Source organism: Levilactobacillus bambusae, from assembly GCF_003124125.1.
GTDB lineage: Bacteria > Bacillota > Bacilli > Lactobacillales > Lactobacillaceae > Levilactobacillus > Levilactobacillus bambusae.
The window spans coordinates 79,582-101,711 of sequence record NZ_QCXQ01000006.1; the positions used below are offsets into that span (position 1 = coordinate 79,582).

At 46.9% G+C, this 22,130-nt stretch carries 22 protein-coding genes; all 22 read left to right on the forward strand.

Features of this window, described 5'->3' with window-relative positions:
- Positions 1–11: 11 nt before the first annotated feature.
- A complete protein-coding gene (locus DCM90_RS08175) occupies positions 12–716 on the forward strand; it encodes a response regulator transcription factor (RefSeq protein WP_109250878.1) in 705 nt (234 codons plus the stop codon).
- On the forward strand, positions 709–2,064 hold the full coding sequence (locus tag DCM90_RS08180) for a sensor histidine kinase (protein ID WP_109250879.1): 1,356 nt from the start codon (positions 709–711) through the stop codon (positions 2,062–2,064). Before DCM90_RS08175 ends, DCM90_RS08180 begins: the two co-directional genes overlap by 8 nt.
- A 169-nt stretch (positions 2,065–2,233) precedes the next feature.
- A complete protein-coding gene (locus DCM90_RS08185) occupies positions 2,234–3,112 on the forward strand; it encodes a phosphate ABC transporter substrate-binding protein PstS family protein (RefSeq protein WP_109250880.1) in 879 nt (292 codons plus the stop codon).
- 2 nt (positions 3,113–3,114) lie between these two features.
- Positions 3,115–4,041, forward strand: a complete 927-nt coding sequence (pstC, locus tag DCM90_RS08190) for a phosphate ABC transporter permease subunit PstC (RefSeq protein ID WP_109250881.1) — start codon at positions 3,115–3,117, stop codon at positions 4,039–4,041.
- The gene (gene pstA / locus DCM90_RS08195; protein ID WP_109250882.1) at positions 4,041–4,925 is read left to right on the forward strand and encodes a phosphate ABC transporter permease PstA; all 885 of its coding nucleotides are present in this window, start codon (positions 4,041–4,043) and stop codon (positions 4,923–4,925) included. Before pstC ends, pstA begins: the two co-directional genes overlap by 1 nt.
- A gap of 35 nt (positions 4,926–4,960) precedes the next feature.
- Positions 4,961–5,758 (forward strand): phosphate ABC transporter ATP-binding protein PstB, encoded by a 798-nt coding sequence (gene pstB / locus DCM90_RS08200; protein ID WP_370738411.1) that lies wholly within the window; start codon positions 4,961–4,963, stop codon positions 5,756–5,758.
- Between the two features lie 10 nt (positions 5,759–5,768).
- Positions 5,769–6,527, forward strand: a complete 759-nt coding sequence (gene pstB / locus DCM90_RS08205) for a phosphate ABC transporter ATP-binding protein PstB (protein ID WP_109250884.1) — start codon at positions 5,769–5,771, stop codon at positions 6,525–6,527.
- A gap of 15 nt (positions 6,528–6,542) precedes the next feature.
- On the forward strand, positions 6,543–7,196 hold the full coding sequence (phoU, locus tag DCM90_RS08210; RefSeq protein ID WP_109250885.1) for a phosphate signaling complex protein PhoU: 654 nt from the start codon (positions 6,543–6,545) through the stop codon (positions 7,194–7,196).
- 105 nt (positions 7,197–7,301) lie between these two features.
- Positions 7,302–7,622, forward strand: coding sequence for a PspC domain-containing protein (locus DCM90_RS08215; RefSeq protein WP_109250886.1), 321 nt, complete (start codon positions 7,302–7,304; stop codon positions 7,620–7,622).
- Between the two features lie 11 nt (positions 7,623–7,633).
- Positions 7,634–7,978, forward strand: coding sequence for a phage holin family protein (locus DCM90_RS08220; RefSeq protein ID WP_109250887.1), 345 nt, complete (start codon positions 7,634–7,636; stop codon positions 7,976–7,978).
- A gap of 70 nt (positions 7,979–8,048) precedes the next feature.
- Positions 8,049–9,002, forward strand: coding sequence for an HPr(Ser) kinase/phosphatase (hprK, locus tag DCM90_RS08225; RefSeq protein WP_109250888.1), 954 nt, complete (start codon positions 8,049–8,051; stop codon positions 9,000–9,002).
- Between the two features lie 14 nt (positions 9,003–9,016).
- A complete protein-coding gene (gene lgt, locus DCM90_RS08230) occupies positions 9,017–9,871 on the forward strand; it encodes a prolipoprotein diacylglyceryl transferase (protein ID WP_109250889.1) in 855 nt (284 codons plus the stop codon).
- A gap of 18 nt (positions 9,872–9,889) precedes the next feature.
- On the forward strand, positions 9,890–10,903 hold the full coding sequence (locus tag DCM90_RS08235) for an NAD(P)H-dependent glycerol-3-phosphate dehydrogenase (protein ID WP_109250890.1): 1,014 nt from the start codon (positions 9,890–9,892) through the stop codon (positions 10,901–10,903).
- 34 nt (positions 10,904–10,937) lie between these two features.
- Positions 10,938–11,849: a UTP--glucose-1-phosphate uridylyltransferase GalU gene (gene galU / locus DCM90_RS08240; protein WP_109251085.1), complete on the forward strand. Its 912-nt coding sequence runs from the start codon at positions 10,938–10,940 to the stop codon at positions 11,847–11,849.
- Between the two features lie 105 nt (positions 11,850–11,954).
- The gene (trxB, locus tag DCM90_RS08245) at positions 11,955–12,902 is read left to right on the forward strand and encodes a thioredoxin-disulfide reductase (RefSeq protein ID WP_109250891.1); all 948 of its coding nucleotides are present in this window, start codon (positions 11,955–11,957) and stop codon (positions 12,900–12,902) included.
- 274 nt (positions 12,903–13,176) lie between these two features.
- Complete coding sequence (locus tag DCM90_RS08250; RefSeq protein ID WP_109250892.1) at positions 13,177–13,809, forward strand: HD domain-containing protein; 633 nt, start codon at positions 13,177–13,179, stop codon at positions 13,807–13,809.
- A gap of 11 nt (positions 13,810–13,820) precedes the next feature.
- Positions 13,821–14,345, forward strand: a complete 525-nt coding sequence (locus DCM90_RS08255; RefSeq protein ID WP_109250893.1) for an acetyltransferase — start codon at positions 13,821–13,823, stop codon at positions 14,343–14,345.
- 112 nt (positions 14,346–14,457) lie between these two features.
- The gene (uvrB, locus tag DCM90_RS08260) at positions 14,458–16,461 is read left to right on the forward strand and encodes an excinuclease ABC subunit UvrB (RefSeq protein WP_109250894.1); all 2,004 of its coding nucleotides are present in this window, start codon (positions 14,458–14,460) and stop codon (positions 16,459–16,461) included.
- Between the two features lie 22 nt (positions 16,462–16,483).
- Positions 16,484–19,369 carry an excinuclease ABC subunit UvrA gene (gene uvrA / locus DCM90_RS08265; RefSeq protein ID WP_109250895.1) on the forward strand — a complete coding sequence of 962 codons (2,886 nt, stop codon included), beginning with the start codon at positions 16,484–16,486 and terminating at the stop codon, positions 19,367–19,369.
- 210 nt (positions 19,370–19,579) lie between these two features.
- Complete coding sequence (locus DCM90_RS08270; protein ID WP_109250896.1) at positions 19,580–20,122, forward strand: HdeD family acid-resistance protein; 543 nt, start codon at positions 19,580–19,582, stop codon at positions 20,120–20,122.
- A gap of 127 nt (positions 20,123–20,249) precedes the next feature.
- Positions 20,250–21,131 (forward strand): RNase adapter RapZ, encoded by an 882-nt coding sequence (rapZ, locus tag DCM90_RS08275; protein WP_109250897.1) that lies wholly within the window; start codon positions 20,250–20,252, stop codon positions 21,129–21,131.
- On the forward strand, positions 21,128–22,123 hold the full coding sequence (gene mgfK, locus DCM90_RS08280) for a gluconeogenesis morphogenetic factor MgfK (protein ID WP_109250898.1): 996 nt from the start codon (positions 21,128–21,130) through the stop codon (positions 22,121–22,123). The genes rapZ and mgfK overlap by 4 nt, the downstream gene beginning before the upstream one ends.
- Positions 22,124–22,130 lie beyond the last annotated feature (7 nt).

Consider the following 22,130-nt stretch of genomic DNA (forward strand, 5'->3'; position numbering starts at 1 on the left):
GGGGCTGAACCATGGTAAAAGTCTTAGTCGTTGATGATGAACCAAGTATTGTGACACTGCTGGAGTACAATTTAAGGGCGGCCGGCCACGAGGTTGTTAGTGCTAGCGATGGCGAAACGGCCCTTAACTTAGCAATGACCCAGTCGTTTGACGTGATTTTACTGGACCTGATGCTACCCAAGCTGGATGGCCTTGAGGTCACGAAGCGGTTACGGCAAGAAAAGGTAACGACCCCCATTATTATCATCACGGCCAAGAATAACGAATTTGACAAAGTATTCGGGCTAGAATTGGGGGCGGATGATTACATTACCAAACCGTTTGCGCCCCGGGAAGTTTTAGCCCGTATTAAAGCCGTCCTTCGGCGTTATGATCAGCAGCCAACTCGCAATGTAACTGACTCGCCCCTGATTCAGGTTGGTGGTTTAATCATTGATCAAGATAAATACCAGGTTAAACGCGGGGACCAGGTGGTGGAGTTAACCCCCCGGGAATTTGAACTCCTTCTATTTTTGGCTAAGCGGCCGGGTAAGGTGTGGTCACGGGATCAGCTGCTAGAAAGCGTTTGGGGCTTTGATTACAGTGGTCAGACTCGAATGGTTGATATCCATATTTCACACCTCCGTGAAAAAGTTGAACGGAACCCTAAACACCCTGAATTAATAAAAACGGTCCGGGGATTCGGTTATACGTTAGAGGATCCCAACCATGATTAGACGGTGGCTGAGTTTTTGGTTGAGTACCACGGGGGTTAACGCGGTGGGGGTTCTGTTTTTGAGTCGGCTTACCACCTTAGCCGCTGGACCGGCCGTTATTTTGTTCTGCGGGATTAGTTTAATCGAAGGCCTCATGAGCTTCTGGTGGATACGGGCGACCCAACGAAAAATTACGGCTTTAACTGAAAAGGCACGTGGGATGGCAGATAAAAAGTCGCCGCCCCACGTGCTGCTCCACCCCCACGATCCCTTTTATGAATTAGCGATGCAGTTAAATCATTTGCAGACGGAGGAGCAGGGGATCGACCGGCAGTTTCAAAATCAGAGCCGGGAAATGACAACGATTTTAGCTAACTTACCGGTGGGCGTAATGGTACTTGATCGTTATCGCAAAGTGGAGTTAGCCAATCCAGCAATGGAGTCGCTCCTGCAGGAACAGATTTCAAACCGCCGGCACCCCTATACGCAAGATATTAAACAGTTTGAACTAGCTAACCTGGTTAACGTCGCCTATACCAAACAGACTAACCAGCGAAAGGTAATCCAACTCCGTTCGGAACCGGCGGACAAAAGGGTGGAGGCCCGGGTCGTCTATACGGATGATCCCGAGGGGGAATTCCAAATTATTGTCATGCTGTACGATGTTTCAGAAATATACGCCATTGAACGGATGCAGATGGACTTTGTTAGTAATGCTAGCCACGAGTTAAAAACACCCGTGACCGCAATTTCGGGATTTGCTAAGACGCTGTTAGAGGGGGCAAAGGACGATCCCGAAACGCTGACTAAGTTTTTGACGATTATTGACCAGCAAAGTAACCGACTGGTAGAATTAATTAACGACGTTTTGTCATTGTCGCGGTTGGAATCTAGCCAAACCAGCCATCCGTTAACGACCGTTTCCGTTCAGGAAGCGGTTGAGGAACAAATTACGGTGTTAACTGGCATGGCGGATCTCGATCAAGTGACCTTGGAAAATCGGGTGCCAGCCGAAATTAAGCAACAGAGTGATCCCCAAAAGTTAGCCCAGATTCTTAAGAACTTGATCGGCAATGCCATTAAGTATAACCGGCCAAATGGCAGGGTTACTGTTAGTTACTGGACCGATCAGGCTAACTGGGGCCTGATCGTCCAGGATAACGGGATTGGGATTTCATCGGCAGATTCTCAGCGGGTATTTGAACGGTTTTACCGGGCAGAAACGTCCCATTCTAACCAGGTCGTCTCAGGGACGGGGCTAGGATTAGCCATTGTAAGCGAACTCGTTGAGTCCCTGTCCGGGACCATTCAGCTCCAGAGCCAGTTGGGGATCGGAACCACCATAACATTGAGCTTTCCCATGATTTAAGTCACAATCTTAAGAACCGCTCCTGATTAACCGGCCGTAATGGTCAATTAATCAGGGGTGGTTTTTTTATTCGCTGACATTTACACAACCTTTACAAAGCCACTAAGAAGTCGTTACACGCTCCCGTTATACTTAACTTAAAAATTGATCAAGACAAAAGGAGAGTGCCATGATGACAGCGAAAACGTGGCGGCGACTAATTATTGCGAGTGTTATTGGAATTTTAACGCTGACGGCCTATACAACGAGGCAGGTGGGGCATGCGGGAGAATCCGTCACTGCGGTAGGATCGACGGCACTTCAGCCTCTGATTGAAGCTGCTAGTGAACAGTACACCTCGGAACATCTGGGGACCTTTATTAGCGTTCAAGGTGGTGGTACGGGGACTGGTTTGAGTCAGATTCAAGAGGGCGCGGTTGAAATGGGGGATTCGGATCTGTTCGCAGCTGAACAGAAGGGGATTCGAGCTAACACGCTTGTCGACCATAAAATTGCGGTGGTTGGGATTACCCCCATTGTTAATGCTAAGGTGGGCATCAAAAACATTTCCCAAGCGGATTTAATTCGGGTCTTTACGGGGAAGGTATCGAATTGGAAGCAGGTCGGGGGGCGAGACGTTCCCGTTGTCATCCTTAACCGGGCGCAGGGGTCCGGGACCCGGGCAACCTTTGAAAAATGGGCGCTGAACGGTCAACAGTCAGTAGCCTCTCAGGAACAGGATTCATCCGGGATGGTGCGGCAAATCGTTGCCTCGACGCCGGGGGCCATTAGTTATGTTGCCTTTTCGTACGTTAACGGCGGCGTTCAACCGTTGAGCATTGATCACGTTCAGCCAACGGATAGAAATGTAACGACCAATCGATGGCCAATTTGGTCTTACGAACATGTCTACACCCAGAAGCACCCGAAACCGTTAACCCGTCAATTTGTGAAGTACCTAGAATCACATGAAGTTCAATCAACTTTAGTGAAACAGCTTGGCTACTTATCACCTAACGAGATGAAGGTTGAACGGGATGCAGCTGGACACGTAACGGAGGTGAAATAAGTATGGATAACGAAAAACTAAAGCGGGAACTCTTTCGGCCGTCGAAGGCAGCCAAACAGGAACGGCGCGGGAAGTTCATTAGCTTTTCCGCTCTGGCCTTGATTGTTGTGGCGGTTTCAGCCATTATCCTATTTGTGACAATGAAGGGATTAGCCGCGTTTACCCAAAACCACGTGAACGTGATTGACTTTTTCACCGGTCGTGACTGGAATCCCAGCGTTAAAGGGGCAAATGGACAGCCAGAAGCGGGCGCCCTTCCGATGATTACCGGTTCCTTTCTGGTTACCATTTTCTCTGCGTTACTGGCAACACCATTTGCCATTGGGACGGCTATTTTTATGATTGAAATTTCACCTAAACGGGGCGCAAAAATTTTGCAACCGGTGACGGAACTGTTAGTGGGGATTCCGTCCGTGGTTTACGGCTTTATCGGGTTAATGGTGGTTGTTCCGACGGTTAGAACACTGTTTGGCGGGAGCGGCTTCGGGATTCTCTCCGGAACGCTGGTGCTCTTCGTCATGATTTTACCCACGGTGACGTCCATGACGGCAGATGCCTTACGCTCGGTGCCCAGATATTATCGGGAAGCCTCCCTTGCCCTCGGCGCCACACAATGGCAGACGATTTGGCGGGTTATCTTACGGGCTGCTACCCCAGGAATTTTAACGGCCATTGTGTTTGGTATGGCTCGGTCCTTCGGAGAAGCGCTGGCCGTTCAAATGGTGATTGGGAACGCGGCCCTCATGCCAACGAGCTTGGTTTCACCCTCGTCAACGTTAACCTCGGTTTTAACCACTGGGATGGGAAATACAGTGATGGGATCATTGCAAAATAACGTTCTCTGGTCGCTGGCCCTCGTTCTGTTGCTCATGTCCTTACTTTTTAATTTAATTATTCGACTTATTGGGAAGAAGGGGGCAATGAAATAATGAACGCTAAGACAAGTAATAAAATTGCCGTTGCAACGCTTTACCTGATTGCATTGATCGTCGTTTTGATTCTACTTTCCCTACTGGGTTACATTCTTTATAACGGAGTGCCCGTTATTAGTTGGCACTTCCTAACGGCCCCAGCTAAAGCCTTTACTGCGGGAGGTGGAATTGGGATTCAGCTTTTTAACTCCTTTTACCTTCTTATTTTATCCATGCTAATTTGTTTTCCAATTGCCCTGGGAGCGGCAATTTATTTGAACGAATACGCCAAGCAAAATTGGGTGACGGCATTAATTCGAAACGCCATTGAAATTTTGAGTTCCCTACCTTCCGTTGTTGTTGGGTTATTTGGGTTCTTGCTGTTTGTGGTCTACTTTGGGTTAGGGTTTTCCATCTTATCCGGAGCCATCGCCCTAACGTTTTTTAATCTTCCCTTGTTGACACGAACCATTGAAGATTCACTATCTGCCATCCCTGATGCACAACGAGAGGGAGGGTTAGCGCTTGGCCTCTCTCGGTGGGAGACGGTCACAAAAATTATTGTTCCAGCGGCCGTTCCAAGCATTATCACGGGAGTTATTCTCAGTGCCGGACGGGTATTTGGGGAAGCGGCGGCCTTGATTTATACGGCGGGGCAGAGTGCGCCAGCCCTAAACTTTGCGGATTGGAACCCGTTTAACATCTCAAGTCCGTTGAACCCCATGCGACCAGCAGAAACTTTAGCGGTTCATATTTGGAAGATTAATTCCGAGGGGATTATGCCGGACGCTAAGGCCATCTCCTCGGGTTCCTCCGCCGTTTTAGTGATTGCAATCCTGCTATTTAACTTTGCGGCCCGGTTTATTGGGCGGCGCTTATACAAACGGCTGACGTCGTCTTAAGGAGGAAAACCATGCTTGTTAATCCAAGTCACGCAGTGGACCCATCAAAGGAACGGCACATTGAATTGCTATCCGATCCGGCCCATCCGGTTATTTTAGAAACGCATGACCTAAAGGTATTTTACGGCCAAAAAGAAGCGTTAAAGGATGCTGATTTACAGTTTAATGAACACGAAATTACCGCGTTAATTGGGCCGTCAGGTTCAGGAAAATCAACGTTTTTACGGTCCCTCAATCGGATGAACGATCGGGTAGCCAAAGTAACCGGTGAAATTAACTACCGGGGGATTGATATAAACCAGCCGGACGTGGATATTTACGCAATGCGGCGCCAAATCGGGATGGTGTTTCAACGACCGAATCCATTTGCTAAGTCGATTTATGAAAATATTGCGTTTGCCTTGCGTCAGCGGGGAGTGACGAACCGGCACGAGCTTGACGATATTGTAGAATCATCTCTGAAGGGGGCCGCCCTTTGGGATCAAGTGAAGGACGACCTCAATAAAAGCGCGCTATCGTTATCGGGGGGGCAGGCCCAGCGATTATGCATTGCCAGAGCAATTGCCGTTAAGCCCGATATTCTGTTACTGGACGAGCCTGCAAGTGCGTTAGATCCGGTCTCGACAAGTCAATTAGAAAATACCTTGCTGGAGTTAAAGCGGGACTATACAATCATTATTGTGACCCACAATATGCAGCAGGCCTCCCGAATTAGCGAATATACAGCGTTTTTTAATATGGGACGGGTGTTAGAATATGATACAACGACTAACATTTTTACTAACCCGCAAATCCAAATTACCAGTGACTACGTATCAGGAAACTTTGGTTAGGGGTGAAAGAATGACAGAAAAGATATTAACAACACACGATCTTCACCTGTATTATGGCAATAAGGAAGCCTTAAAGGGGATCAACCTCGACTTTAATCGGTTGGGCATTACCGCTTTGATCGGACCCTCGGGATGTGGCAAATCGACGTACCTACGAACGTTAAACAGAATGAACGACCTTATCCCTGACGTGACCATTACCGGGGAAGTCAAGTTTCAGGGCCGGGATTTGTATGCGCCCCAAGCTGATACGGTTGAAATTCGCAAGGAAATTGGAATGGTTTTTCAGCAGCCAAATCCGTTTCCGTTTTCCATTTATGAAAACGTGGTTTACGGATTGCGGATTGCGGGGGTCAGGGATAAAAGTGTCTTAGACGAGGCGGTTGAAAAGAGCCTGCGGCAGGCAGCCGTGTGGGATGAAGTCAGGGATCACCTACATGAAAGCGCATTGGCCCTATCCGGGGGACAACAGCAGCGGGTCTGTATTGCCCGGGTTCTAGCGGTCTCGCCCGATATTATTCTACTGGATGAACCCACGAGCGCTCTGGATCCCGTTTCGACGAGCCAGATTGAAGCTACACTGCTGAATTTACGGCATGACTATACTATTATTATTGTGACCCACAACTTGCAGCAGGCCTCCCGAATTTCAGATCGAACGGCGTTTTTTATGGATGGCGAACTGGTTGAGGTGGGGAACACAAAGGAAATGTTTTTAAATCCCGAAAAGAAAAAGACGGAAGACTATTTAAGCGGGCGATTTGGTTAGCGAGGAGGAAATCACGTGCGACGATTATTTGACGATGAACTAGAAGAATTGGATTCAGATTTTACTGAGATGGGACTCTTAGTGGCGGACCGCATTTCTGCCGCTGTGACCGCCTTTACGGACCGAGATACTCAGTTAGCCGACCGGGTTATTAATCATGATCATGAGGTTAATGAACGGGAAATTGCATTAGAGCAAAAATCATTTGAAATGATTGCCCTTTACCAACCGGTCACGACCGACCTGCGTGAAATCGTTACTATTCTAAAGGCGGTGTCAGACTTAGAGCGGGCCGCAGATCACGCTCGCAATATTGCGCATGCCGCGTTAAAGGTGACGGATAAGGAACGAATTCCGGAATTAGAGGCGCTAATTAATCAGATGGGAACGAAGACAACGCAGATGATCCGGGACGTCTTGACGGCCTATACATCGGTGGATGAAGACCGGGCTAAACAGATTGCTCAAATTGGCCAGGAGTTGGACGAATTAAACCATGACGCCAGAAACTTGAGTTATGAACATATGAAGTCCGACCCTGAATTTAAAACGGCGGCTTCCATTTATGTCAACGTTGCTCAAGACCTTGATCGGATCGGCGATTACGTGACTAACGTCTGCGAATGGATTATTTACCTGAAGTCTGGGCGGATCGTGGAGTTGGATTAAAGTTATTCAAAAGAAGCCCTTGATTAGTTGCAATCAAGGGCTTCTTTCGTTATTCTTGCGGTATAAACACAAATGAAATTGGGGAACGAAGGAGACAAAGACAATATGAAATCAACATCTAAAAAACGGTTCGGACGTTCACAGAATAACCGGGTTTTTGCAGGGGTTCTGGGTGGGATTGCCAATTACTTTGGCTGGAACGCCACCCTACTGCGGGTGATTTTTGTTATCATTACCCTAGGCCTTCATGTATGGATAGGAGTCTTAATTTACGCGATTCTTGTTATGGTTATGCCGGTTGATCGGTCGACTTCTCAATCCAACCCATTCAGTGGGTTTACCGGGTTTAATCAGCCACATCAATCTCAGCAGCAGTCTGATCGGCGTGTGATTCATGACGCTGAAGAACATGATGTTAATCGGTAGGGGGAATTAAAATGGGTTTTTGGTCAAGAATTTTTGTGAATTGGATTATCTTTCTGGCGTTAGCAGGATTTTTTAGAAATTCCTTTTTTATTTCCAGCGTGTGGGTGGCACTTTTAGCAGCTTTTGTGTTAGCGATTCTTAATGCGCTCATTAAACCGGTGCTGCAAATTCTTTCACTGCCGATTACAATTTTAACGTTAGGCCTTTTCAGCATTGTCATTAACGCAGCCATGCTGGAATTGACGTCCGCAATTGTGGGCCCCGGGTTTGAATTCTCATCCTTTGGGATCACCATGGTGATTGCCATTATTATGTCCATTTGCAATGCGATTATATCTAACCACTTTGCTAATTGATTTGGGGTCAAAATATGATCGGGAAAGTGATAAAATAAACGTAAACCGGGATAATTAAGGAGGGCTTGATGTGACGGAAAGTGTAACGGTTTCAGATTTAGTTGAAAAGACCCGCTTAGACGTTTATTACGGCCAAGATTATTTAAATAATCGGGTCATTACGACCAGTGATATTTCACGACCAGGTTTGGAACTAACGGGGTACTTTAACTACTATCCCGCCAAACGAGTGCAACTGCTTGGGATAACGGAGACGTCCTTTGCAAAGGGAATGACCCACGAAAATCTATTGGCGGTGATGCGGAAAATGTGCCAACCCGAGACACCAGCCTTTGTCATTTCAACGCAGTTAGATCCGCCGGAAGAATTAATTACCGCGGCGGATGAAGCACAAATTCCCATTTTAGGGACGAAGCTAACGACCTCCCGGGTTCTAAGTAATATGACTAACTACCTGGAAGGCCAACTTGCAGAGCGGCAATCTCTTCATGGGGTCCTAGTGGATATTTACGGGATTGGGGTTCTGATTACCGGAGATTCCGGAGTAGGGAAGTCGGAAACCGCGTTGGAACTAGTAAGACGTGGGCACCGACTGGTGGCTGATGACCGGGTTGAAATTTACCAACAGGATGAACAGACCTTGGTTGGGGCGGCCCCTAAAATTTTAAATCACCTACTAGAAATCCGAGGGATTGGGATTATTGATGTCATGAACCTGTTTGGGGCTGGTGCGGTTAGAAGTGAGGTTGATATTGACCTGATTGTGAACCTTCAGCTGTGGTCGAAGGATGCTCAGTTTGATCGACTTGGAAATGGGGATCAATTCCAAAAGATTTTTGACGTTGAGGTCCCTAAGATTTCGATCCCAGTTAAGACTGGTCGGAACTTGGCCATCATTATTGAATCGGCTGCCATGAATTTCCGGGCTAAGTCGATGGGGTATGATGCGACCCAAACCTTTGATAATAACCTACGGAACTTAATTCAGCAAAATTCGGAACATGATACGAAAGAAAACTCATAGTTAGGGGTGTCAAGGTGGTTTCACCATTTAGTTTAGCTCTCAACCCGATTGCCTTTAACTTAGGCCCCATCCAGGTCCACTGGTATGGAATTATTATTGCGTGCGGGGTTGTCTTAGCCGTTTTGCTGGCCACCAGGGAGGGGCAGAGGCGGGGAATTAATCCGGATGATATTTATGATATGATCCTGTGGGCCCTCCCCGTTGCCCTTATTTCTGCCCGGTTATACTACGTTATCTTTGAATGGGCGTACTATCAGCACCATCTTGATCAGATTATTGCAATCTGGGACGGTGGAATTGCGATCTATGGATCACTGATCGGTGCCGGAATTGTCGTTTGGCTGTTTTGCCGTTCACGCTTCATTCCGGTCTGGTTAATGCTGGATGTTGCGGCGCCCACCGTTATTTTGGGACAGGCAATCGGACGCTGGGGTAATTTTATGAACCAAGAAGCGTTTGGCCGGGTAACCTCCCTCGCGTTTTTAGAGGGGTTGCATTTACCGCACTGGATTATCCAGCAGATGTTTATTACGGGGTACTACCGCCAGCCAACCTTTTTATACGAATCAACTTGGGACTTCATGGGGTTTATCGTCCTGATGAGTCTAAGGCATTATCCCGGCCTCTTTAAACAGGGGGAAGTCTTTCTTTCCTACGTTATCTGGTATTCCTTTGGCCGGTTCTTCATTGAAGGTATGCGCACGGACAGCCTGATGCTGTTCGGTGGGATCCGGATTTCGCAGCTATTGTCGCTACTCCTATTTGTTACGGCAATTGGGGTGATGTTTTACCGCCGGCGCCATGACCCAGGGCTACCAGACTACTTAGCGGGAAATCCATATCAATCAGCATCAGAAAAAACAGAGTAAAGTGAGGAATTTGGCATTATGACGGAAAAGATTGCGGTACTTGGTGCCGGTTCATGGGGAAGCATTTTAGCAAATCTTCTTGATGAAAACGGGAATGAAGTTCGAATTTGGTCCTATAACCCCAAACAGGTTGAGGAATTAAACACAGCGCATACGAATTCACGGTACATGAAGAATTTTACGTTCTCTGATTCGATGGTGGCTTACGATGACTTAGAGGAGGCCATTACGGGGGTTGGCACCATTTTGTTTGTCGTTCCCGCTCAATCCACCCGTTCAGTGGCAGAAGAAGTGGCCAAGATCCTTAAGAAAACGGGAGATCGTCCCCAGATTGTCCATGCCAGCAAGGGAATTGAACAGAGTACCTATCAGCGTATGTCACAGGTCTTAGCCGAAGCAATCCCCCAGTCGGAGCGAAAGGGAATTTCCGTCTTGTCCGGTCCCAGTCAGGCTGAAGACGTTGCCCGGCGTGATATTACGTTGGTGACGGCAGCTAGTGAAGATATGGATGCCGCAGAACACGTCCAAAAAATATTTATGAATCACTATTTCCGCGTATACACGAATAATGATATTATTGGGGTAGAGTTCGGTGCCGCGCTTAAAAATATCATTGCACTTGGAGCAGGAGCCCTGTATGGTTTAGGCTACGGCGATAACGCAAAAGCTGCGCTCATGACGCGGGGATTAGCAGAAATTTCTCGTCTGGGAACTTCCTTTGGTGCCGATCCGATGACGTTCATCGGACTTTCAGGTGTCGGTGATATTATTGTGACGGCGACGAGTGAAAATTCCCGTAACTGGCGGGCAGGTAACGAATTGGCCAAGGGTCAGACTCTAGACGAGGTTGTTGATAACATGGGAATGGTTATCGAGGGGGTTGCAACGACCAAGGCCGCTTATGAATTGGCTCAGCAACGTGGCGTATCCATGCCGATTACTGAGGCAATTTACGATGTATTATATAATGGTAAGGAGATTCGCCAAGCCGTGTCGGACTTGATGAGACGTGAGGGTAAGGCGGAATTTTAAACAAAATTATCCAAGAAGGGTTAGGAAATTAATGATGAGAAAAGTAAAGAAGGCAATTATTCCAGCTGCGGGGTTAGGAACACGTTTTCTCCCGGCAACTAAGGCGTTAGCTAAGGAAATGCTTCCCATTGTCGATAAGCCAACAATTCAATTTATTGTTGAAGAAGCTAAGAAATCAGGGATTGAAGACATCGTGATCGTAGACGGAAAGTCAAAGCGGTCCATTGAAGACCACTTTGATTCCAACCCCGAATTAGAGGCCAATTTACGTAACAAGCACAAGGATGAAGCACTAGCAGAGGTTCAAAAGACAACGGACATTAACCTGTACTTTATCCGCCAGCCTTATCCACGTGGACTTGGGGACGCAGTCTTGACGGCCAAAGCCTTTATCGGTGATGAGCCATTCGTTGTTCTCCTGGGTGACGATATGATGAAGAGTGACGTTCCGTTGACTAAGCAGTTAATTGATCGATTTGACCAAACGGGGGCTTCAACGTTAGCCGTTAAACGGGTTCCCCATGAAGATACAGCAAAGTACGGGGTCATTAACCCATCGGCTGAAATTCAACCCGGCTTATTTGACGTTTCAAGCTTTGTTGAGAAACCAGCCCCTGAAGATGCCCCAAGCGATTTAGCTATTATTGGGCGTTACTTGTTTACACCCGAAATTTTTGATGCACTGGAACAAACGAAGCCTGGTGTTGGTGGCGAAATTCAGCTGACGGACGCCATTGATTCCTTAAACCGGACGCAGCGGGTATTTGCCCATGAGTTTAAGGGTGAACGGTTTGACGTTGGGAGTAAGATTGGCTGGTTAGAAACCAACATTGAATACGGTCTAACCCACCCACAAACAAAGAATGATTTAAGACAGTACATAGAGGAATTAGGGGCTAAGCTTTCAAAGGAAGATGCTGCCCAATCCCCTAAGAAAACAAAGTAGGTTGAATGACTAGACAAACTTACTTTTGAATAGTAAAATATAGTAACTTTTAAAAGGGTTGAGGTAATCTCAACCCTTTTATACAACGAAGGAAGTGGATTGTTCATGGCAAAAAAGTATGATGTCATTGTCATTGGTGCTGGTCCTGCGGGGATGACGGCATCCCTATACGCCTCACGGGCTAATTTATCCGTACTGATGCTTGATCGTGGAATTTTTGGCGGTCAAATGAATAATACTGCGGAGATCGAAAACTATCCGGGATTTCCTTCCGTTTTAGGACCTGATCTCGCAAAGAACATGTATGACGGTTCCGTTAAATTTGGTGCGGAATACGCGTACGGCAACGTTGAGAGCGTTAAGGTTGACGGCAATCTGAAAATAATTAAGACGGATAGCGACGAATATGAAACGGAGGCCTTAGTCATTGCCGCCGGTTCAGAGTATCGTAAACTGGGAGTCCCTGGTGAACAAGAGTATGGTGGCCGTGGGGTTTCATACTGTGCAGTTTGCGACGGAGCATTCTTTAAGAATAAGGAAGTCGTTGTTGTCGGCGGTGGCGATTCGGCTGTGGAAGAGGCAACCTACCTAGCTGGTATTGCTTCCCACGTGACGATTATTCACCGACGTGATCAACTTCGGGCCCAAAAAGTGATTCAAGACCGGGCCTTTTCAAACGAAAAGATCGATTTTGTATGGAATACCAACGTGGAAGAAATCTTAGGTGACGACATGAAGGTCACCGGGGTTAAGGTTCGGAACAATCAGACCGGTGACGAATCCGTGATTAATACCGCAGGAGTCTTCATTTACGTAGGAATCCTGCCGATGACGGAACAGTTCCGTGACTTAGGAATCACGGACGGTGACGGTTGGATTATCACCAATGATCACATGGAAACGGCTGTCCCCGGTATTTTTGCTGCGGGTGACGTTCGTAAGAAGGACCTCCGGCAAATTACGACGTCCGTAGGTGATGGTGGCTTGGCTGGCCAACAAGTATTTAATTACCTTGAAGGTCTCCATTCATCGGTTGAATCCGTTAACGATTAAATAAGGTGAGGGTTCCCCTTAATTGGGGGACCCATCAGAAGATTAGCACCTACTAAACAGGCAGCGTGACCAGCTTTGATTGTATTTTGATCGAAGGCGGTTCCGCTGCCTGTTTTATTGAACGTGAATTCAGGGAAGGATATAGGAGTGAAGGGGCTGAAAGGTCTAAGGCCTGTTGCGAATAAAAAGTTAATCGCAGCCTTCCCTTTATCTTTACGGATGGGGCTTGTATACTAAGGAAAAAAGGTTACAGCGAATTAAGGAGGCGGTTATTGTGGGGATGAATCAGTATTTACAGAGTTTAAGTGACTTGGAAACCATTAATCGGGCACCGGGGTACTTTAAGTTTGAACAGCACTCCGTGGCATCACACTCGTGGAAGGTTACGGAAGTTGCCCAATTTTTGGGGGACGTTGAGGAAAATGCCGGGCATGAAGTTAACTGGCGGCTGCTTTATGAAAAAGCCCTTAACCATGATTATACCGAACGGTTTATCGGAGATATTAAGACACCCGTGAAGTATGCCACCCCAACTTTACGTCAGATGTTAGCGGACGTGGAGGACTCCTTAACGGAAAACTTCATTGATAATGAAATTCCGGCTGAGTTTCAGGCTGCGTATCAGCGTCGTCTTTCCGAGGGGAAGGACGACACCTTAGAGGGGAAGATTTTGTCCGTTGCGGATAAGGTAGACCTTCTGTACGAATCCTTCGGGGAAATTCAGAAGGGGAATCCGGATCCCGTTTTTACGGAGATTTACGAAGAAAGTCTCAAAACGATCAAGCAGTTTGACCAAATGGCCTGCGTTCAATATTTCTTGGCGAAGGTACTGCCTGATTTATTAGATGAAAAGTTTTCCGACCGCGATAAACTCCGTAGTATTACTGAAACGATTTTAGAAGATTAGGGGGAATTCATGTGGAACTAGCCACACTATTAGACCAGGAACTTTCAGCGTTTTCAGTCCGGGAGTTAACGACCGATGATGGCGATCTGATCTTTCAACTCCAGAAACAGCACCCGGATTACTTTGATAATTTTCTCAACCATTCGGTGACGAAAAAGGAAGCGCTAATGGACCTGACCGATTTACCACGGGACGCCATGGCGGATCAAAAGACCTACCTTGGAATTTTTCAAGGTCATACGCTGGTGGCGACGATAGATATTATTATCGATTATCCCCTCCCACAAATGGTTTGGATTGGCCGATTTATGACGGATCCTAAGTTCCCCCAATCGGCGCGGCTAGATATCTACCAAACCTTGGAACGGATACTCAAAGCAACCGGGGCTCAGGTGGTTCAACTCGCCGTCTACATTGGGGAGACAAGCGAAGAAGCCTTTTGGCGGGCCCTTGATTTTACCGAAAAGAAACGGACCACCTTTATGCGTGGGGATATGAGCGGTAACGTGATTATCTTGCAAAAGAGTTTAGTATAATTTAATAGCGAAAGTATGTTCGATGTGGTAGAATAGCATAGCTGATAGGAGAGTTGTTTAACTTTCCTATTTTTTGTGATGAGAATGAAATTAACCGTTGGGAGGTAGTAGGATGATTGATCGACAAGATGATCGTAAGTTTGACCTAGTTTCAAAGTATTCGCCAACCGGTGACCAGCCCCAGGCCATTGCAGAGTTAACCCAGGGACTTGATGACGGGGATAAGGCTCAGATTTTATTAGGGGCCACGGGAACGGGAAAGACGTTTACGATTTCAAACGTCATTGCGAACGTTAATAAACCCACGTTAGTGTTATCGCATAACAAAACGTTAGCTGGCCAACTTTACGGGGAATTTAAGGAGTTTTTCCCTAATAATGCGGTTGAGTATTTCGTCAGTTATTATGATTATTATCAACCGGAAGCCTACGTCCCATCGAGTGATACCTACATTGAAAAGGACTCGGCGATTAATGATGAAATTGATAAACTGCGGCATTCTGCAACGAGTTCGCTGCTTGAACGAAACGATGTGATCGTGGTTGCTAGTGTGTCATCCATTTTTGGGTTAGGGGATCCGAAGGAATATCGGGCTCACACCCTGTCACTTCGGGTGGGTCAGGAAATTGACCGCAACGCACTGTTACGGCAGCTAGTTGATATTCAGTACGAACGAAACGACATTGACTTTCAGCGGGGCCGGTTCCGGGTTCACGGCGATATTGTCGAAATCTTTCCGGCTTCCCACGATGAACACGCACTCCGGGTTGAGTTTTTCGGTGATGAAATTGACCGAATTCGGGAAGTTGATTCCTTAACGGGCGAAATTATTGGCGACCGGGAACATGTTGCCATTTTCCCTGCCACCCACTTTTTAACCAACGATGATGTTATGGCGGGTGCCACAGCTGGGATCGAACAGGAAATGGTTGATCGGGTTCAGTGGTTAGAGAGCCACGGTAAGTTGTTAGAGGCTCAGCGGTTAAAACAGCGAACGACCTACGACCTCGAAATGATGCGGGAAATGGGATATACCAGTGGGATTGAAAATTATTCCCGGTGGATGGACGGTCGAAAAGCGGGGGAGCCGCCCTACACATTACTGGACTTTTTCCCGGATGATTTTTTACTGGTTGTGGACGAGTCACACGTAACGATGCCCCAAGTCCGGGGAATGTACAACGGTGATCAGGCTAGAAAACAACAGTTGGTTGATTATGGGTTCCGTCTGCCGAGTGCGCTCGATAATCGGCCCCTCAAGTTAGAGGAGTTTGAGCAGCATGTTAATCAGGTTATTTACATGTCAGCTACTCCCGGCCCGTACGAAGAGGCGCAAACGGATAAGGTCGTTCAACAAATCATTCGGCCAACCGGATTACTGGATCCTACCATTACGGTGAAGCCCGTTCAGGGTGAAATGGATGACCTCGTTGGGGAAATTAACCAACGGATTGAGAAGGATCAACGGGTGTTTATTACCACCTTAACTAAGAAGATGGCGGAAGATCTGACCGATTATCTAAAGGACTTTGGGATTAAGGTTGCCTACCTCCATAGTGATATCAAAACGATGGAACGGACGCAAATTATGCGGGACTTGCGGTTAGGCAAGTACGACGTTCTCGTTGGAATTAATCTGTTGCGTGAAGGGATTGATATTCCCGAAGTTTCCCTGGTAGCCATTCTGGATGCCGATAAGGAAGGTTTCTTGCGGAATGAACGGTCCTTAATTCAAACGATTGGGCGGGCGGCCCGGAATTCAGAGGGTTCGGTAATTATGTATGCAGACTCGGTCACAGCGTCAATGCAAGCTGCAATGGATGAAACTGCCCGGCGGCGGCAAATTCAGATGGCATATAATGATGAACACGGCATTACGCCAACGACCATCATTAAACCGGTTCGGGATTTAATTGCACCGACTAAGTCTGGCGATGGTGATGAGCACGAAAAGGATGACTTTATTGAGTCGGACTTTGAAGCCATGAGTAAGGCAGACCAGCAGGACATGCTAAATCGCTTAACGGCCGAAATGCAAGAAGCTGCAAAGCAGTTGGATTTTGAACATGCTGCGGCACTACGGGATACCATTATGGAGTTGAAGACTCAGATTTAACGCCGAACAAGGAGGAGCATAGTTGGCAAACGACAAGATTAAAATTCATGGGGCACGTGAGAATAATTTAAAGGATATTGACGTTGATATTCCTAAAAATAAATTAACGGTCATTAGCGGTCTTTCTGGCTCGGGAAAAAGTTCGCTGGCGTTTGATACACTGTATGCGGAGGGGCAGCGGCGCTATGTTGAAAGCCTCTCTGCTTACGCCCGGCAGTTCTTAGGTCAAATGGATAAACCGGATGTTGATTCAATTGAAGGGTTAAGCCCAGCGATTTCCATTGACCAAAAGACAACGTCTAAAAATCCGCGGTCAACGGTCGGAACGGTAACTGAAATTAATGATTATCTCCGATTGCTGTGGGCCCGGGTTGGTACCCCAATTTGCCCAAACGATGGGACCGTGATTACCAGTCAAACCGTCGAACAGATGGTGGATGAAGTCTTGGCCTTACCCGAACGAACCCGGTTAGAGGTTCTTTCGCCCATTATTCGGGGAAAAAAGGGACAGCATAAAAAGGTTTTTGAAAAGATTCAGCGCGAAGGGTTTGTTCGGGTTCGAGTGGATGGTGAAGTGCACGATATTAGTGAGGACTTCGAACTTGACAAGAATAAAACCCATAGTATTGAGATCGTGGTGGACCGGATCGTGGTTAAGGACGGCGTGCGCTCCCGGTTGTTTGATTCCTTTGAAGCGGCGCTACGGTTAAGCGGGGGATACGCTTCTGCAGATATTATTGACGGGGAAACTCTGGCGTTTTCAGAACATTATTCCTGTCCCCTCTGTGGTTTTACGGTGGGTGAATTAGAACCCCGGTTATTTTCATTTAATGCACCCTATGGAGCCTGTCCAGATTGTGACGGGCTCGGGGTCAAACTAGAGGTGGATCCTGACCTTGTGGTTCCAGATCCAACTAAGTCATTGGCTGACGGTGCATTAGAACCTTGGAATCCGATTAGTTCACAGTACTATCCCGAACTGTTGAAGCAGGCGTGCGCAGCCTTTAACATTAATATGACCATTCCATTTAAGGATCTGCCAAAAGAGGATCAGAACTTTGTGCTATACGGTTCTAAGGGCAAAACCTTCCACTTCCATTTCAATAGTGATTTTGGTGGGGTACGGGATACTGATGCCCCGTTTGAAGGGGTCGTCAACAACGTGGCGCGTCGTTACAAGGAAACGAACAGTGACTACACCCGAAACGTCATGCACCAGTTTATGACGGAGCTCACCTGTCAGACCTGTCAGGGTTACCGGTTGAACCGGAAAGCGCTGGCCGTTAAGATTGACGGACGCCACTTAGGCGAGGTCTCCGCCTTATCGATTGATCAGGCAATGGAATTTTTCAAGGGCCTTGTATTTGACGAACAGGACGTTATAATTGCCAAACCCATTATGAAGGAAATCCGGGACCGATTAACCTTCCTAAAAAACGTGGGGGTAGAGTACCTGACGTTAAGCCGAAGTGCCCGGACCTTATCCGGTGGGGAAGCTCAGCGGATAAGGCTGGCCACTCAAATTGGGTCGAACTTATCCGGAGTGTTATACGTACTTGATGAACCGTCAATTGGACTTCATCAGCGCGATAATGATCGGTTAATTCAATCCCTCAAACAAATGGTCGACCTTGGAAATACGTTAGTGGTAGTTGAACACGATGAAGATACCATGCTGGCGGCCGATTACATTATCGACATTGGCCCCGGTGCTGGAGTTAACGGGGGCCAGGTGATGGCAGCGGGAACTCCCAAACAAATTTCCCACAGTCGGAAATCCTTAACCGGTCAGTATTTGTCCGGTCGGAAATTTATTCCGATTCCACAAAAGCGGCGGGAAGGCAACGGGAAAGTGATTACGATTACTGGAGCTAAGGAAAATAACCTCAAGAATATTACCGTTGACTTTCCGTTAGGTAAGTTTGTGGTGGTTACCGGGGTATCCGGGTCCGGAAAGTCAACGCTCGTCAACCAGATCTTAAAACGGGCGATGGCCCAAAAGTTGTACCGCAACTCAGCTAAACCGGGCCAGTTTGACACCATCACGGGAATCAGCAACGTTGAAAAACTGGTGGATATCGACCAGAGCCCCATCGGTCGGACCCCCCGGAGCAATCCAGCTACCTACACGGGGGTCTTTGATGATATTCGGGGCCTGTTTGCCCAAACGAACGACGCCAAACTACGGGGTTACAACAAGGGCCGGTTTAGTTTTAATACGAAGGGTGGCCGCTGTGAGGCCTGCAAGGGCGAGGGAATCATCAAAATCGAAATGAATTTTCTTCCGGACGTGTACGTTCCCTGTGAGGTTTGTCATGGTCAGCGTTATAATTCGGAAACGTTGGAAGTGGAGTACAAGGGAAAGACGATTTCGGACGTTCTTAAGATGACCGTGGATGAAGCCCTTGACTTTTTCTCTGCCATTCCCAAGATTACCCGGAAAGTTCAGACCCTTCATGATGTTGGTCTAGGATATGTCACCCTAGGTCAGTCTGCGACGACGTTATCAGGTGGGGAAGCCCAGCGAATGAAGCTGGCATCCGAGCTGCACAAGAAGGCAAGCGGCCGCAACTTCTACATCCTAGATGAACCGACGACTGGGTTACATTCCGATGACATTAAGCGGCTATTGGACGTTTTGAATCGGTTAGTTGATAAGGGCAATACAGTAGTTGTGATTGAGCATAATTTAGATATGATTAAGACGGCGGATTGGTTGATTGATCTAGGTCCAGAAGGCGGGGAAGGCGGAGGCCAAGTCCTTGCTACTGGTACGCCGGAACAATTGGCTAATGAAACTAAGGGGTATACCGGACACTACCTAAAGCCGATTTTAGATCGTGATACAAAAAGAACTCAGGAACAGTTGGCCAAGCAACCAGCCAAAAAGCGGCAAACTGCTAAGTAAAGTTAACTAAAAAGATCGATGAAATCTGAATGATTTCATCGATCTTTTTAGTAGAGTGAACCCGTTATCTAGCCTGAATTTTTAGTTTGTAAACGATTGAAAACGAATACAATCGATTGCCAAGTGTAAACGCTTGTCCAATTCTTAAAAAAACAGTAAAGTGATTTTAGAGACATACATCAGTGATGTATGAAATAAGGAGATGTTAGTATGTTTACAAGTGACGAACACTGGGGATTTGACTGGGGCGAGTTTATTCTCGGAATTCTTTTTATTATTGCAGCCTGTGGGGTTTTACGTTACCCAGGAGTCGGTTTAACCGTTTTAGCTATTTTATTTGGAATTATGGCCATTATTGCGGGCATAACCTCATTTTCAGCTTTTAGTAAGTTGAGAAAGGTTTCAGGAGGCCGGAGCTGGTTTGCTTTATTTTTAGGAATTGTTGATGTTTTACTGGGGATTTGGGTTCTCGTTGACATTAACCTAGGAATTGCCGTATTAGGCTACCTCTTTGCAATTTGGTTCATTATTGATGCCATTGAACGACTCATCGTGGTTGACCACTTAAGCGCGTTCGGCTCAGGTTGGATGTGGTTATCAGTGATCTTGGATATTATCATGTTAATCCTTGGTCTTTACCTCATCTTTGTTCCCGTTGTTTCGATTGCAGCATTAGCCATGTTTGTCGTTATTTACCTATTTATTGCTGGGTTTAACGCCATTTTCATTGCATTTGCCCACGGAAACAAATAACACAACCGCAGTCTTAGGGCTCGAAGTTAATTCTTCGAGCTTTTTTTGTGGAATCTAGTTAAAATGACACGCCCGGTATGCTATAATTTGACCATTACCACAAGTTTAAATCCTAGGGGAGATAAAAATGTCAGACAAGATTGAACTAATTATCATTTCAGGGATGAGCGGAGCTGGCAAAACGATCGCAATGCAAAGCCTTGAGGATTTAGGGTACTTCTGTGTGGATAACTTACCCCTCACATTGTTACCAAAGTTTTTTGACCTGTTATCAGAATCTGGTAAGGTGAAAAAGGTTGCCTTGGTGATTGATATGCGGTCACGTGCATTTGACCAGGATTTAATTAGTCCAGAAACGGATGCTCTGATTTCAGCGACCCACGCTAAAACGGTCTTTTTAGATGCGTCCGATGAAGCGCTGGTTAGTCGTTATAAGGAAACCCGTCGGCGGCATCCGTTGTCAACGGAGGGCCGACTGGTTGATGGGATTCGAAAAGAACGGCAGTTACTGGAACCCTTACGCCAGCGGGCTCAACTTGTCATTGATACGTCAAATATTACCCCCCGTCAACTGCGCGAGGATATGTTTCATAAATTTGAGACACAAACGGAACAAGTTTTTCACATTGATGTGTTATCGTTTGGATTTAAGTACGGGTTGCCCATTGATGCGGATATTGTGATGGATGTCCGGTTTCTGCCTAATCCCTACTATATTCCCGAATTAAAGGAATTAACCGGCCTTGATACTCCCGTTTATGATTACGTGATGAAACAGGCACAAACGGAAGATTTTTATCAGCGGTTATTAGAAATGCTAGTGTCTGTCATGCCTGGATACAAGGCGGAGGGCAAAACTAGCCTGACGATTGCAATTGGTTGTACCGGTGGTCAACACCGCTCCGTCTCCATTGCTAGACGGCTAGCTAATGATTTAGGGAACGCCTATCCGGTGAATTTAAGTCACCGTGATGTTAACCGACGAAAGGAGGGTGTTAATCGCTCATGAGAGATCCACTGACAACCCGTCAACCACGGATCGTTGTGATTGGCGGAGGAACGGGATTACCCGTTATTTTAGGTAACTTACGGGATCAAAACGTTGATATTACGGCGGTAGTTACGGTCGCAGACGACGGCGGTTCCTCTGGTATTATTCGCCACTATGTTAACGTGGTTCCGCCTGGAGATATCCGCAATGTGTTGGTGTCGCTGTCTGAACTGCCAAATATTGAGAAGGATATTTTTCAATACCGGTTCGACACGAACGATGATTTTTTTGCGGGCCACGCCATCGGCAACTTGATTATTGCAGCTCTATCTGAAATGAAGGGCGGAATCTTTGATGCCGTCCAGGAGCTGTCTGAAATGATGAAGGTTCGGGGACACATCTTTCCGGCTTCAAACGAGCCGCTAGAGCTACACGCTCAGTTCTCGGATGGAACAACTATGACCGGCGAATCTGAAATTACCGGGGCCCACAAGTTAATTCAACGGGTTTGGGTAGAGGACGCTGATTCTGATGATGAGCCAGAAGCAGTTCAACCAGTGATTGATGCCATCATGAACGCCGATCAGATTGTATTAGGCCCAGGCAGCCTATTTACCAGTATCTTGCCGAACCTGATGATTAGCAACGTGGGGGAGGCAGTGCGGACCACCTCCGCCGAGGTCGTTTATATTTGTAATATTATGACCCAAAAGGGTGAAACCGAAAACTTTTCGGATGCGGACCATGTTCAAGTATTAAACGAACACTTAGGGGCCCCATTCATTAACACGGTTTTGGTCAATTCAAAAAAAGTTCCGGACGAATACATTGATTACCAGCGCTGGACAGAAATGTCGACACAGGTCACCCATGATTTTAACGGTCTTCGCCGATTAGGGTGCCGGGTTATTTCGTCCGATTTTCTAGAATTACGTGATAACGGTGCCTTTCATAACGGACAGGAAGTCGTTCGGGAACTGTTGAATTTAATTGGTCAAACCAACTATTAAGCCAGGG